Origin of the sequence: Myceligenerans salitolerans, from assembly GCF_017349295.1 — a bacterium.
Lineage (GTDB): Bacteria > Actinomycetota > Actinomycetes > Actinomycetales > Cellulomonadaceae > Myceligenerans > Myceligenerans salitolerans.
Genome location: NZ_JAFMPK010000026.1, coordinates 62,013 through 76,149, shown reverse-complemented (window position 1 = coordinate 76,149; position 14,137 = coordinate 62,013). Strand labels below are relative to the sequence as shown.

The 14,137-nt window shown below is 74.6% G+C and carries 9 protein-coding genes; 7 read left to right on the top strand and 2 right to left on the bottom strand.

Annotated elements, in window-relative coordinates; translation table 11 throughout:
• Window positions 1–41: 41 nt before the first annotated feature.
• On the bottom strand, window positions 42–2,627 hold the full coding sequence (glgP, locus tag J0911_RS05260) for an alpha-glucan family phosphorylase (protein WP_207274415.1): 2,586 nt from the start codon (window positions 2,625–2,627) through the stop codon (window positions 42–44).
• Window positions 2,628–2,693: 66 nt separating this feature from the next.
• Entirely contained in the window at window positions 2,694–2,996 is a 303-nt protein-coding gene (locus J0911_RS05255; protein WP_207274414.1) for a hypothetical protein, read from the bottom strand.
• Between the two features lie 128 nt (window positions 2,997–3,124).
• Here J0911_RS05255 and fdxA point away from each other — a divergent pair, with 128 nt between their 5' ends.
• From fdxA to J0911_RS05220, 7 genes are all read left to right on the top strand, one after another.
• Window positions 3,125–3,442, top strand: a complete 318-nt coding sequence (gene fdxA / locus J0911_RS05250) for a ferredoxin (protein ID WP_123813417.1) — start codon at window positions 3,125–3,127, stop codon at window positions 3,440–3,442.
• Between the two features lie 14 nt (window positions 3,443–3,456).
• On the top strand, window positions 3,457–4,581 hold the full coding sequence (gene dapC / locus J0911_RS05245) for a succinyldiaminopimelate transaminase (protein WP_207274413.1): 1,125 nt from the start codon (window positions 3,457–3,459) through the stop codon (window positions 4,579–4,581).
• Window positions 4,582–4,694: 113 nt separating this feature from the next.
• The gene (locus J0911_RS05240) at window positions 4,695–6,005 is read left to right on the top strand and encodes a citrate synthase (RefSeq protein WP_207274412.1); all 1,311 of its coding nucleotides are present in this window, start codon (window positions 4,695–4,697) and stop codon (window positions 6,003–6,005) included.
• A 117-nt stretch (window positions 6,006–6,122) separates the two neighbouring features.
• Window positions 6,123–9,500, top strand: coding sequence for an FtsX-like permease family protein (locus tag J0911_RS05235; RefSeq protein ID WP_207274411.1), 3,378 nt, complete (start codon window positions 6,123–6,125; stop codon window positions 9,498–9,500).
• Complete coding sequence (locus tag J0911_RS05230) at window positions 9,500–12,355, top strand: hypothetical protein (protein ID WP_207274410.1); 2,856 nt, start codon at window positions 9,500–9,502, stop codon at window positions 12,353–12,355. Before J0911_RS05235 ends, J0911_RS05230 begins: the two co-directional genes overlap by 1 nt.
• 1 nt (window position 12,356) lies before the next feature.
• Window positions 12,357–13,382, top strand: coding sequence for an ABC transporter ATP-binding protein (locus tag J0911_RS05225; RefSeq protein WP_207274409.1), 1,026 nt, complete (start codon window positions 12,357–12,359; stop codon window positions 13,380–13,382).
• Complete coding sequence (locus J0911_RS05220) at window positions 13,379–14,098, top strand: ABC transporter ATP-binding protein (protein WP_207274408.1); 720 nt, start codon at window positions 13,379–13,381, stop codon at window positions 14,096–14,098. The genes J0911_RS05225 and J0911_RS05220 overlap by 4 nt, the downstream gene beginning before the upstream one ends.
• Window positions 14,099–14,137 lie beyond the last annotated feature (39 nt).

Here is a 14,137-nt window from a genome sequence, read left to right as displayed (position 1 = left end):
CGGGGACGGGCCCGCCGCACGCCGGCAGGCCCGTCCCGGTGCTACGCGTTCGCCACCAGGCCGAGGTCGGCCACGTTCGGCTGGCCCGGGTGCCGGGGGACGATGCGCACCGTGTACCCGAACGGTCCCGAGGCCCCGAGGGCGACCTCGCCGGCGAACGCGTGCCGGCCCGCCTCGTAGGAGTCGGTCAGCGCCAGCGGGGCGGTGTCGAAGTCCTCGATGAGGTCGCTCTCGGAGACGCGCCCGTGCACGATCTGCACCTCGACGTCCTCCGGGGTGAGCGAGCCCAGCGAGACGTAGGCCCGGACCGTGAGCCGGTCGCCGACCCGCGCGGCGTCGGCGATCCCGGCGGACTCCACGTGATCGACGCGGACCTGTGGCCAGCTCGCGCGCACCCGTGCCTTCCAGGCGGCCAGGTCGCGGGCCCCGCCGTGGTCGCCGGCGGCGAGCACCCGCCCGGACTCGGCCGCGGGCGCGTACAGGCCGTGCACGTACTCGCCGACCATCCGCGTCGCCTGGACCTTCGGGCCGAGCGTCGCCAGGGTGTGACGCACCATCTCCAGCCACCGGCCGGGAACGCCGTCGGCGGTCCGGTCGTAGAAGAGCGGGGCGACCTGCGACTCGACGAGGTCGTACAGGGCCGCGGCCTCGAGGTCGTCGCGGCGGTCGGTGTCCTCGACGCCGTCGGCGGTCGGGATGCCCCAGCCGTTCTCGCCGTCGTACCACTCGGCCCACCAGCCGTCCTCGATCGACAGGTTGAGGCCGCCGTTCAGGGCGGACTTCATGCCGGAGGTACCGGACGCCTCCAGGGGCCGCAGCGGGTTGTTGAGCCAGACGTCGCAGCCCGGGTAGAGGGACTGTGCCATCGCGATGTCGTAGTTCGGCAGGAACACGATCCGGTGGCGGACCGCCGGGTCGTCGGCGAAGCGCACGAACTGCTGGATCAGGCGCTTGCCCTGCTCGTCCGCCGGGTGCGACTTGCCCGCCACCACCAGCTGCACGGGGCGCTCCGGGTGCAGCAGGAGGGAGCGGAGCCGGGCGGGGTCCCGCAGCATCAGCGTCAGCCGCTTGTAGGTGGGCACGCGGCGGGCGAAGCCGATGGTCAGCACGTCGGGCGAGAACACGTCGTCGACCCAGCCCAGCTCGGCCGGCGAGGCCCCGCGCTCGCGCCAGGACTTGCGCACGCGCCGCCGTACCTCCGCCACGAGCTCGCCCCGCATCTCGGCACGCGCGGCCCACAGGTCGCCGTCGGAGACGATGCCGGGGTCCAGCCAGCCGCTCGACGCCTGGGGTGCGGTCAGCTGGTCCAGCCCGAGTCGCTCCGCCTGCAGCCGTGCCAGGCGCGGTGCGACCCAGGTGGGCGAGTGCACCCCGTTGGTGACCGAGGTGATGGGCACCTCGCGCGCGTCGAACCCCGGCCACAGGCCCTCGAACATCTCGCGGGAGACCTGGCCGTGCAGGAGCGAGACGCCGTTCGCCCGCCCGCCGAGCCGCAGGCCCATGACGGCCATGTTGAACACGGTGGGGTCGCCGCCCTCGTAGTCCTCGGCGCCGAGCGCCAGGACCCGTTCGACCGGGATGCCGTCCATCTGGTTGTCACCGGAGAAGTAGCCGCTGACCAGCTCTCGGCTGAACCGGTCGATCCCGGCCGGCACGGGGGTGTGCGTCGTGAACACCGTGGCGGCTCGGACGGCCTCGAGGGCGTCGTCGATGCCGAGACCCTCGGCGACCAGCTCGCGGATGCGCTCCACCCCGAGGAACCCCGCGTGCCCCTCGTTGGTGTGGTAGACCTCCGGCCGCGGTGCGCCGGTCAGCCGGGACCACACCCGCAGGGCGCGGACACCGCCCACGCCGAGCAGCAGCTCCTGCTGCAGGCGGTGCTCGCCACCTCCGCCGTACAGCCGGTCGGTGACGGTGCGTACCGACTCGTCGTTCTCGGGGACGTTGGAGTCCAGGAGGAGCAGCGGGACGCGGCCCACGGCGGCCACCCAGATGTGCGCGTACAGGCGACGGCCGCCCGGGAGCCCGAGCGAGACCTGGGCGGGCGTGCCGTCGTCCTCGCGCAGGACCGTCAACGGCAGCTCGTCGGGGTCCAGGAGGGGATAGGTCTCCAGCTGCCAGCCGTCGCGGGTGAGGGACTGCCTGAAGTATCCCGCGCCGTACAGCAGGCCCACGCCGACGATCGGTACGCCGAGGTCCGACGCCGACTTCAGGTGGTCACCCGCCAGGATGCCCAGACCCCCGGAGTACTGCGGCAGCACCGACGTGATGCCGAACTCCGGCGAGAAGTACGCGATGCTGCGCGGCAGCTCGGCCCCGGAGGCCGACCGCTGCGCCTGGTACCAGAGCGGTTCGTGCAGGTAACGGTGCAGTTCGCTCGCGGCGGCCCGGGTGCGGCCCACGAAGCCCTCGTCCGCCGCCAGGGCGGCGAGGCGCTCGGAGCCGAGTGCCGCGAGGAACGCCACCGGATCGCCCTTCACGTCGGCCCACAGCTCGGGGTCGACCTCGGCGAAGAGCTCACGCGTGGGCGCGTGCCAGGACCAGCGCAGGTTGTGGGACAGTTCGTCGAGTGCCGCGAGGGGCTCCGGAAGGACCGTACGGACCGTGAATCGGCGGATCGCTCTCACGCGTCGAACCCTACGCACTTGTGGGCCGCGACACACCTGCCGAGGTGTGTTGCGCCCCGGCGCCCGCTACCGCCGCCGCTCCGGCCGTGGCGGGACCGGCTTCACCGACACCACGAGGTGCGCCGAAACCCAGACCTCCTCCGGCTCGCCCCGCCCGGGGCGCGGATCGGTGCGCACGCGCACGCCGTCGTCGGACGCCGTGAGCACGAACCCGAGGACATCGGTCCAGACCGCGCCCCGGCGCTCCGCCCGTGCCGCGGCCCTCTCCGCGGCCGTGAGCCGGCGGCGGACGACGACGCGCGCACCCGGGACGAGCCGCGACCAGGGCGGACCGGCCGGCGGCACGGGCCGGGATGTGTCGGAGTTCACGGACTGCCTTCGCCGAGGAGTGAGACGGTGGGCGCGACGGGGACGTCGCTCCTGGAATACTAGGGGCGGACCGGGCGCCACCCGCGCCGACGGTCCGACCCGAGTACATCCCGAGGAAGGCTCCCGCAGTGACCTACGTGATCGCTCAGCCGTGCGTCGACGTCAAGGACAAGGCGTGCATCGAGGAGTGTCCCGTGGACTGCATCTACGAGGGCAGCCGCTCCCTCTACATCCACCCGGACGAGTGCGTCGACTGCGGCGCCTGCGAGCCGGTCTGCCCGGTCGAGGCGATCTACTACGAGGACGACGTCCCCGAGGAGTGGAAGGACTACTACCGCGCCAACGTGGAGTTCTTCGACGACATCGGCTCGCCGGGCGGCGCCGCGAAGATGGGTGAGATCGACAAGGACGACCCGATGATCGCGGCCCTCCCGCCGCAGGCCTGACGGCTGGCCCCGGCATGGGCCTCGCCGACCTCTCCGGGATCACGTTCCCCTGGGACACCCTCGCCGAGCTCCAGGCCGCCGCGCGGGCGCATCCGGGCGGCATGATCGACCTCTCGATGGGTACGCCCGTCGATCCGACGCCCGCGTTCGTGCGCGAGGCGCTCGCCGGCGCCGCGGACGCCCCCGGGTACCCGACGACGGCGGGCACGCCCCTGCTGCGCGAGTCGGTCGCCGAGTGGTTCGGCCGCCGGCGGGGCGTGCGTGGTCTCGAGCCGGACCAGGTGCTTCCCACGGTGGGCTCCAAGGAACTGGTCGGCCTGCTGCCGTCGCTGCTCGGGGTGGGTCCCGGCGACGTCGTCGTCCATCCGGAGATCGCGTACCCGACTTATGCCGTCGGCGCCGCCGCCGCCGGGGCGACGGCCCTGGCCACCGACGACGTCGACGCCTGGGCCGGGCGCGACGACGTGCGCCTGGTCTGGGTGAACAGCCCCGCCAACCCGCACGGGCGCGTGCTGGACGTGGCCGAGCTGCGCCGGGTGGTGTCGGCCGCGCGGGAGATCGGTGCCGTCGTCGTGTCCGACGAGTGCTACGCCGAGCTGGGGTGGGGGCGCTGGGCGCCCGGCGGCGAGCGACCGGGCGAGGACCGGGGAGGGGTGCCGAGCATCCTCGACCCGCGTGTTTGTGACAATTCCCACGACGGGCTCCTGGCGGCGTACTCGCTGTCCAAGCAGTCGAATCTCGCGGGCTATCGCGCGGCCTTCGTCGCGGGGGACCGGGCGCTGGTCGGGCAGCTGCTGGCGCGGCGCAAGCACCTGGGACTCATCGTGCCCGCGCCGGTGCAGGCCGCGATGGTCGCCGCGCTCGGCGACGACGCGCACGTCGTCGCGCAACGGCGGATCTACGGGGCCCGGCGACGGTCGCTGGCCGGTGCGCTGGAGGCCGCGGGCCTCACCGTGGACCACTCCGAAGCCGGCCTTTACCTCTGGGTGCGGGCGGACGCCGCGTGGTTCGCCGAGCGCGGCGTTCTCGTCGCGCCAGGCGGGCTCTACGGTCCCGCCGGTGACGACCACGTGCGGATAGCGCTCACCGCGACGGACGCGCAGATCGCCGAAGTTGTGTTGCGACTCACAAATTCTTGACCCTCGGGTTGGAATGACAAAGCCTTGACACGGTACGGTTCTGCTCCAGGTCGACGCTGCCCTGATCCCCCTGACAAGGGGTAGCGCAACCGCGTGCTTCGAGGAAGGAAGTCATGACGTCCACCACGCCGGCGAACGCCAAGTCCACCGTCGAACTCGTCGTCGACGGCACTGCTCGACCGCTGTCCGTCGTCGGCGCCAGTGAGGGCGCCAGCGGATTCAAGGTCAACACCCTGCTCAGAGACACGGGGCTGGTGACGCTCGACCCCGGGTTCACGAACACGGCGTCATGCGAGTCCGCGATCACCTACATCGACGGCGATCAGGGCATCCTGCGGTACCGCGGATACCCGATCGAGCAGATTGCGGAGGGGGCGAGCTTCCTGGAGGTGGCCGCCCTCCTCATCGACGGGGAACTGCCCGACGCCGAGGCGCTGGCGGCCTTCGAGGAGAAGGTGGGCAAGAACGTCGGCCTGCCCGACGGGTTCGGAGCCTTCCTGACAGCGCTCCCGGCGGACGGGCACCCGATGGCGACGCTGGCCGCTGCCGTCAACGCCCTGGCCGCGTGGTACCCCGAGGTGGTCGACCCGCGCGACACCGCCCAGGTGGACTCCGCCACGGCGATGCTGCTCGCGAAGACCGCGACGATCACGGCCGCGCTGCACCGCCGCCGGACGGGGCAGGCTCTCGTGGCGCCCGACGCGTCGAACGGCTACGTCGCCGACTTCCTGCGCCAGACGTTCGGTTCCGAGGGCGGGGAGTACGCGGCGGAGCCGGCGATCGTCGACGCCCTCGAGAAGCTCCTCATCCTGCACGCCGACCACGAGCAGAACTGCTCGACCTCGACGGTGCGGGTGGTGGGGTCCTCGAACGCGACGCTGTTCGCCTCCGTGGCCGCCGGTGTGAACGCGCTGTCCGGCCCCGCGCACGGCGGCGCCAACGAGGCCGTGCTCGTCATGCTGGAGAAGATCCGCTCCGGCAGCGACACGGTCGAGACCTTCATGGACAAGGTCAAGAACAAGGCCGACGGCGTGCGCCTGATGGGCTTCGGCCACCGGGTGTACAAGTCCTACGACCCGCGCGCCGCCATCGTGAAGAAGTCCGCCGACGAGGTGCTGGAGAAGCTCGGGGCCAAGGACGAGCTGCTGGAGATCGCCCAGGGCCTGGAGCAGATCGCTCTCAGCGACGACTACTTCGTGGAGCGCAAGCTCTACCCGAACGTCGACTTCTACACCGGCCTCATCTACAAGGCCATGGGCTTCGACCCCGCCATGTTCACGCCGCTGTTCGCGCTGGGCCGCATGCCGGGCTGGATCGCCCAGTGGCGGGAGATGGTGAACGACCCCGCCACGAAGATCGGCCGGCCGCGCCAGGTCTACACCGGCGCCACGGAACGCGCCTTCGTCCCGGTCTCCCGGCGCTGACGTCGCCGTCCGCGGGCGCCGGGTGCCGTCGGCCGGGCCGGCGCTCCCGCGCCGCGGCGCTCCTGGGCCGGGGAAGTGTGCGCCGGGGTGTCCCAGACCTGGGCTAATCTCTCGGGCGTGAGTCGCGCCACCCTCCTCGCCCGCCGGTCCGTAGCCCATCGCGGGCTGCTTCTGCTGGTGTGGCTGCTGGTCGCCGGACTGGCCGCCAGCCTGGGCGTGACCGTCGGGTACGTGCGCGCCGCCGGCGTCGACGACGCCCGCACCGGGCTGGCCGCCGCCCCGCCCACCGGACGCGGGCTGCTCCTGATGACCCGGCTGGCCGCGGACGAGGAGTCCGCGGCCGCGCAGCACGCGGGAGTCATGGACGCGCTCGACGCGCGCCTCGCCGGCACGCCGTACGCCCTCTACCGGGAGACGCGCACGGAAGGTCTACCGGTCGCCAGGCACGGGGCGCTGCTGGAGCAGCGCTGGGTCGTCTCGACACCGGCTCTCCTCGGAGCCGGTACGGACGACGACGCCGGCGGCCCCGCCGCGGGCGGATGGCCGGCCGTGGACCGCGGGATCGCCGACACCACGGCCGGAACCTGGCCCGAGCAGACCCCGGAGGGTGAGCCGCCGCAGGCGGCGGTCCAGGCGGACGCCGCCGACGCCGCCGGCATCGAGGTGGGCGACACCCTGCTGCTCGGCGCGGACGAGGAGGATCCCGACGGCACCGGGACCCCCGTCGTCGTCTCGGGCCTGTGGCAGGTCTCCACCGGGGCGGACGCGTCCCGGTGGTTCGGCGACCCCGTCACCACGACCGGCGGCGACGGCACCGTCGCCGGCCCGATCCTCATCGCCGACGGCGCCCTGGCGGAGCTCGGCACCACGCCGTTCGCCCGCTGGCTCGTGGTCCCGGACGCGAACCGGGTGACACCCGCGGACCTGCAACGGACCGTCACCCTCGCCGACGACCTCGACACCGCCCTCGCCGACGACGACGCCGTCGCGATCCGCGGGTTCCAGGCGCTCGGCACCCTCGGCGACACCGCACGGACGACCCTCACCGCGATCCGCGCCGCGGATGCCGTGGCGCTCGTGGCGCTCGTGCTGCTCTCCCTGACAGGTCTCGTGGCGCTCGTCCAGGTCGCGCGGCTCCTCGCCGCCGTGCGGGACTCCGAGGTGGCGCTCCTCGTCTCGCGCGGGGCCGACCCCGGCACGGTCCGGGCGGCCGCGACCGCGGAGGCCGCCGTGCTGGCGGCGACGGCGTCGGCGGTGGGAGCCGTCGCCGCCGCGTTCGTGCTCCAGGCGCTCGAACCAGGGGCGTGGCGGTGGTCCGTGCTGCTCGTGACGGCGGCGGCGGTCGCCCTGGCCGCCACGGCGGTGCCCGCCGTCGTCGCCGGCTCGCAGGCTCGTGCCGCGGTCCGGCGGCGCATCACGGACCGCTCGGGCCGCGTCCGGCAGGCCGCCGCCGTGGGCACGGTCGTCCTCACCCTCGCGGCCGCGGCCGTGTGCGCGCAGTCGCTCGTCCGATACGGTTCACCGCTCGTCACCACCCCGTCGGGCACGCGCACCGACCCCCTGGCGGCAGCGGCGCCGGCCCTGCTGCTGGCCGCGCTCGCCGTCGCGGCGATGGCGGTGCTCGGCCCGGCCACCCGGGTGTGGGCCGGCCTGGCCGCTCGCGGCCGGGGCGCGGGCGGGGTGCTGGCCGCACGGCAGGTGGCGCGCCGGCTCGTGGTCTACGTCGTGCCGGTCGTCCTGCTGGCCCTCTCGGGCGGTGCGGCGACGCTCGCCGGGGCGTACGCGGGTACCGCGCGCGCCCTGTCCGAGGACGTCGCCGTACTGCGCAACGGGACCGACGTGCGGGTGGTGATCCCTCCGGGACGGGACGCCGGCACCGGGACCGTCGCGGCACTGACCCGGAGCGACGGCGTGGCGGCCGCGATGCCGGTGCTCACCGACGAGGCACAGGCGGGCGAGGTCCCGCTCACGCTCGTCGCCGCCCCCGCGGCGGACCTGGCAGAGGTGATGCGCGCACCGGAGGGCGTGGCGGACGTCGGCAGCCTGGCCGCTGCCACCGCCCCGGAGCAGGCGGCGGTTCCCCTGCCCGGCGACGCGCGGACGGTGGGCCTCGACGTGACCGCGTCCATGGAGTCCACCGTCTTCCCGGAGATCGCCCGGCCCGGGGACGAGGTCCCTGGTGAGTCCGAAGCGCGCCGCCGGCTCGAGGAGGGGATGGCGTACCGGATCTCCCTCCGGCTCGTCGCGCCGGACGGCTCCACCGCACAGGTCGAGCTGCCGTCGATGGACCTCGACCTGGACGGCGACGGCGACGGGACCAATCCCGTGGGCTCCGACACCGTGGCGTACGAGCTGGCCGCCCGGGTGCCTCCCGCGCCGGAGGCGGGGCCCTGGTCGGTGGCCGTCGTCGACGTGGCGGTGCCGACCGACTGGAGCCTGGAGACGCGCAACGAGATCGTCGTCGAAGGTCTGGCCGCCGACGGTGTCCCGCTCCGCCTGCCGGACGAGTGGCACGTCCTGGACCACACCGGTGAGATCCGGGCCGCGGCCGAGACCTCCGGAGGCGACGAGCGAGCCGCCGGGCCGACCGTCACGGTGGAGCTGACCGGCGGGGATCGTGACCTCCCGTTCCGGATCGTGCCCGGCGACTCCCCGAGCCCGCTGCCCGCCGTGGTCACCGGGCACCTCGCCCGCGCACTGAGCCTCGGCGTCGGTGACGTGTTCGAGCTGTCCCACCACGGTGCGGCGGCCGACGTCGAGATCGTGGCCACCACCGACGTCGTCCCCGGAGTCCTCGAACCGGACGTGGTGCTCGCCGACGCGGCCGCCCTGGCCGCGTGGCGACTCGGCGACACCGCCGACCCGGTCCCCGCGGACGAGATCTGGGTCGCCGCCGGCGACCGGCCCGCCCCGGCCCCGTCCTCCGGGGCGGGGACGGCGCCGGCACGGGACCTCGACGCGGTCGCCGCCACCGTGCGCCAGGCCGTCGCCGAGCTCCGCGGTGACGACGGCGACCACGCCACCGTCAGCACACCCGGCTACGCGGTCACCGTCGACGCCGCCGCACCGGTACGCGTCGCCTACTGGCTCACCGCCGTCGGCGCGACGACCCTCGCCCTCGTCGGCGTGCTCGTCGCCGCGGTCGCGATGCTCCGGCAGCGCCGGGCCGAGGTCGTCGTGCTGCGAGCCGTGGGACTCGGGCCCGCGGCACAGGCCCGGGCGCGGGCGGCAGAACTCCTGGCCGTGGGGGCGTCCGCCGTCGTGCTCGGTGCGGCGGCGGGCTGGGCGGTCGCACGGTTCGCCGTCGGCGGCCTGGCGCAGGCCACGCTGACCGGCATCGACGCGGACGTTCCCACGCGGTTCGTCGTGGAGGGCGCCGGCGTCACCGCCGTGCTCGGCGCGGCACTCGCCGGGCTCGTCGCCGTGGCCGTACTCGTCGGTTCCCGCGTCGCCGCCCAGGCCCGTGACACCACCTACCGCGAAGAGGTTCGCTGATGTTCCGGTACGCGCGGCGGCAGCTCGCCGCCTCCTGGGGCGCGGTGCTCTCACTCGCGGTCGTCGCCCTCGTCACCGCGCTCGTCCTCTCGGCCGCCCCTCGCGCCGTCGCCGGCATGCACGGCGACCACGCCGCCTGGACGGTCGGCGAGACGACACCCCTCACGCGGGACCTCATCGCGGTGACCGGCCAGCGCACCCCCGAGGACTGGGACGCCTACCTGGCCGGCCTGACGGACCTGCGCGACGACCAGCCGGAGCCGCTGCGCGGACTGCTCGGCGCACCCGACTTCCAGGTCAGCGCGTCCGACCGCGAGTCCGTCACGCCGCTGCCCGACAGCGACCTGTTCAGCATCGCCCTCATCCTCCGCGCCACCCCGCACCTCGACGAGCACGCCACCCTCCTCGAGGGCCGCTGGCCGGAGGCGACCGCGGGACCGGCGGACGAGTTCGCCGGCGCCGCCGTACGCGGCGAGGGGCGGTACCCCTACGAGGTCGCGGTCTCACGGCAGGCCGCCGAACGCTTCGGCTGGGAGGCCGGACACGAGTACGAGCTCCGGTCCACCGGCTCCAGCATGGTCCCGCTGAGCTCACGCGCCGGCGTGGGCTGGGGCCCGCTCGTCGTGACCGGCATCTACGAGCAGGACGGCGACCCGCAGGGCTCCTGGTGGCGGCAGAATCCCGTCGGCGGTACACCCAACGTCGTCCAGAACCCCAACACCGGGCTCAACGCCGAGGCCGCCGCGTACGTCGCCCCGGCCATGATTCCCGCCCTGTCCGGGGACGGCGCGGGCACGACCACCTGGATCCCCGTCGACGGCGACGGCCTGCGCGCCGACCAGGTCCCCGACCTGCTCGCCCAGCTCCGCGGCCTCGACGCCCAGCAGACCCTCGTGGACGACGGCGGCGCCACGGCCTTCACCCTCGACCTCGACACCCGCCTCACCGACGTGCTCGCCACCCTCCTCGCCCAGCGCGCGGGCGTGGACGCGATCGTCGCCGTCCTCGCCACCGGCCCCCTCGGCGCGGCGCTCGCGGTGCTGGCCCTCGGCGCCCGCCTGGTCGTCGACCGGAGACGGCCGGCGCTCACCCTGCTGCACGCGCGCGGGGCCTCCGGGACGCAGCTGCGTGCCCTCGCGGGCCTCGAAGGAGCGACCGTGGGACTCGCGGCCGCTGCCGTGGGGTTCGCCCTCGGCCTGTGGGCCGTGCCCGGGGAGGTCACCGCCGTCCAGGTCGCGCTCGCGACGGCCGCCGGGCTCGGCCCGGGCGTCGCGCTCGCCCTGGCGGCCGGTTCGCGCGGGCTGCGCGGCGGGCGGTCGGACCTGAGCCGCGCGCGGGGGCGGGCGCGCTGGATCCTCGAGGTGCTCGTGCTGGCGGGCGCCGTGGTGAGTACCGCGTTGTTGCTGCAGCGGGGTGTGGTGGCCGGCTCGGGCGCCGGTGCCGACGGCGACGGCCGCGAAACCGTCGGCGCTCTGCCCGCCGCCGGCGTGGACCCGCTGCTCGCTGCCGCGCCACTGCTGCTCTCCCTGGCCGTCACCCTGCTGGCCGTCCGGTTGTTCCCCCTGGTCACTCTCGCCGTGGAGCGAGTGCTCGCCCGGCGACGGGACCTCGTGCCGTTCCTCGGTGCCGCGCGCGCGACCCGCGACCCGGCGGGCGGTGTGGTGCCCGCGATCGCACTCGTCCTGTGCGTGTCCGTGGCCGCCACCGCGGCCGTGCTGTACTCCACCGTGACCGGGGGAGTGGCACGCGAGGCGTGGCACGACGTGGGTGCCGACCTGCGTGTGTCCGGGCCGGCCGTCACGCCGGAGGTCGCCGAGGAGCTGAGAGCGCTCGACGGCGTCGCCGCGGTCGCACCGGTGACCGACCGCGACCGGATCGTCGTCGCCGGGCCGGAGGGCAACGGCGTGCGCGCCACCCTGTTCACGACCGACGCGGCCGCGCTCGCACGTGCTCAGGAGGACGTCGCGGGCGCTCCTGCCCGCACGGGCGTCCTCGGCGGCCCGGGTGAGCCGGCTTCCGGACCCGTGCCCCTGATCGTCACCCGGACGACGGGGTACGACGTCGGCCAGGAGGTCGAGCTCCGGCTGCCGGACGTGGTCGTGCCCGCCCGGGTCGTCGAGGTGGCCGACCAGGTCGCCGGACTCCCGGGCGGTGAGGTCCTGGTCCTGGCCGACGACGCCCGGCTGGTCGCCGCCGCACGTCAGGCGCAGGAGGCGGACGAGGCGCCGTCCGGCGAGGAGCCGGTACTGCCCGCCCCGCCCACCAGGGTCGCCCTCCTGGCGCTCGACGACGCCGGCGGGCAGGGCATCGGTGAGAGGGGCGCGCCCGCGACCGCCGTCGTGAACGGCGTCCGCGAGGTGCTGCCGAACGCCGTCGTGGACGATCCCGCCGCCCAGGCCCGGGAGATCCTCCGATCGCCGGCGTCCACGGGGCTGGTCACCGCGTTCGTCGTGGCCGTCGGACTCGCCGGACTGCTGGCGGGAACCGTCCTGGTGATGACGCTCATGCTGGCCGCGCCCGCGCGGGCGCGGCTCCTCGCGGTGCTGCGGACGCTCGGCCTGTCGCCGCGACAAGGGCGCGGGCTCGTCGGATGGGAGATCGGGCCGTGGATCGCGGTCGCCGTGGCCGCGGGGGCGGCACTGGGGGGCATCGTTCCCGTGGTGCTCCGCGCGGCGGTGGACCTGACCGCCCTGACCGGCGGTACGGAACCACCAGCGGTGCGCTGGGACCCGGCCCTGACGGCGGGGCTGGCGGCCGGTCTCGTCGTCGTGGCCGCGGCGGCGGTCGGCCTGGCCGCTGCCCTCGGACGACGCCACGGGATCGCGGGGCAGCTTCGAATCGGTGAGGAGCGATGACATGACGACGGTGATCGACCTGGACGACGGCCGAGCGCCCGCGGGTTCGTGGCGAGGCGGCCCGGAGGGTGGTTCCGGGCGGGGCGGGGGCGAGATCCTGTGCCGGGACCTCGTGCGCATCTTCGCGACCGACGGCGTCGAGGTACAGGCACTGCAAGGACTGAACCTCACGGTGGAGCCCGGCGAGATCGTCGCGGTGGTGGGGGCGTCGGGATCCGGCAAGTCGACGCTCCTGACCATCCTCTCCGGGCTGGACACGCCCACGGGTGGCACCGCCACCGTGGCCGGGACGGACCTGCTGGCGATGGGGCCGAAGGCGCGGGTCGCGTACCAGCGCCACACGGTCGGCTTCGTGTGGCAGCAGACCTCCCGCAACCTGCTGCCCTACCTGACCGCCCGGGAGAACGTCCTGATGCCCCTGGAGCTGGCGGCGCCCTCCCGCCGCGAACGTGCGGCACGGGCCCGCCGTGTCGACGACCTCCTGGACCTGCTGGAGGTCGGCCATGTGGCAGAACGCAGGCCGGCGGAGATGTCCGGCGGACAGCAGCAGCGGGTCGCGATCGCGGTCGCGATGGCGAACTCCCCGCGTGTGCTGCTGGCCGACGAGCCGACAGGCGAGCTCGACGAGGCCACGAGCGCCGAGGTGCTGGAGGCGATGCGCGGGGTGAACCGTGAGACCGGCGTCACCACGCTGGTCGTGACCCATGACCCGACGGTGTCGGAGCACGTGGCGCGTACGGTGCAGATCCGGGACGGGCGGACCTCGACCGAGACGCTGCGGCGCACGGAGACCGACGAGCACGGGCAGGCACGGCACGTCTCGGAGGAGTTCGCGGTCCTCGACAGGGTGGGGCGGCTCCAGCTTCCCGAGGACTTCATGGCGTCGCTCGGACTGCGCGACCGGGTGCGTCTGGCGCTGGAACCCGACCACGTCGGGGTGTGGCCCGACACGCCGTCGCGTGCGGCGGAGACGGGACGGGACACGGGCTCGGCCGGTTCCGGCGGTTCCGGAAGGAGTGAACGATGAGCGTGGTCTCGCAGACGGGTCCGGATGCGGACGCCGGCACCGCGATCCTGCGGGCCGAGGGCCTCACGCGGGTGTTCGGCACGGGTGCCGGCCAGGTGCACGCGCTGAAGGGCGTCGACCTCACGGTGGCCCCGGGTGAACTGCTCGTCGTGCGGGGTCCGTCCGGATCCGGCAAGACGACGCTGCTCAACCTGCTCGGCGGCCTCGACCACCCGACGTCGGGACGGGTCTGGCTAAGCGAGGCGGAGGTGACCGCGATGCGTGAGCGGGAGGTCCTGGCGGCGCGGCAACGGCGCATCGGGTACGTCTTCCAGTCGTTCGGACTCGTGCCCGTGCTGTCGGCGGCGGAGAACGTCGAGGTCCCGCTGCGGCTGCGCAGGACGCCCGCGGCCGAGCGCGGCGAGCGTGTGCGCGCGGCGCTCGAAGCCGTCGGGCTCGCCGGCCACGCGAGGCAGCGACCGTACGAGCTGTCGGGCGGGCAGCAGCAGCGTGTCGGGATCGCGCGGGCCCTGGTGGCCGAGCCCGAGGTGCTCATCGCCGACGAGCCGACCGGACAGCTGGACTCCGCGACGGCGGCGGTCGTCATGGACCTGATCCGTGACGTCGTGCACGAGCGTGGCGTCGCCGCCGTGGTCTCGACCCACGATCCGATCCTCATGGAACGCGCCGACCGCGTCGTCGAGCTCCACGACGGGACGCTGGCGGCTGGCGGGTAGCCGCCACGGCGGTTGGCGGGTTGCCGCCGTGCGCCGATC

Coding starts and splice junctions, on each gene's coding strand:
- J0911_RS05230 (WP_207274410.1), top strand. CDS start 9,500: ATGTTCCGGTACGCGCGGCGGCAGCTCGCCGCCTCCTGGGGCGCGGTG.
- dapC (WP_207274413.1), top strand. CDS start 3,457: ATGGGCCTCGCCGACCTCTCCGGGATCACGTTCCCCTGGGACACCCTC.
- J0911_RS05220 (WP_207274408.1), top strand. CDS start 13,379: ATGAGCGTGGTCTCGCAGACGGGTCCGGATGCGGACGCCGGCACCGCG.
- J0911_RS05225 (WP_207274409.1), top strand. CDS start 12,357: ATGACGACGGTGATCGACCTGGACGACGGCCGAGCGCCCGCGGGTTCG.
- J0911_RS05240 (WP_207274412.1), top strand. CDS start 4,695: ATGACGTCCACCACGCCGGCGAACGCCAAGTCCACCGTCGAACTCGTC.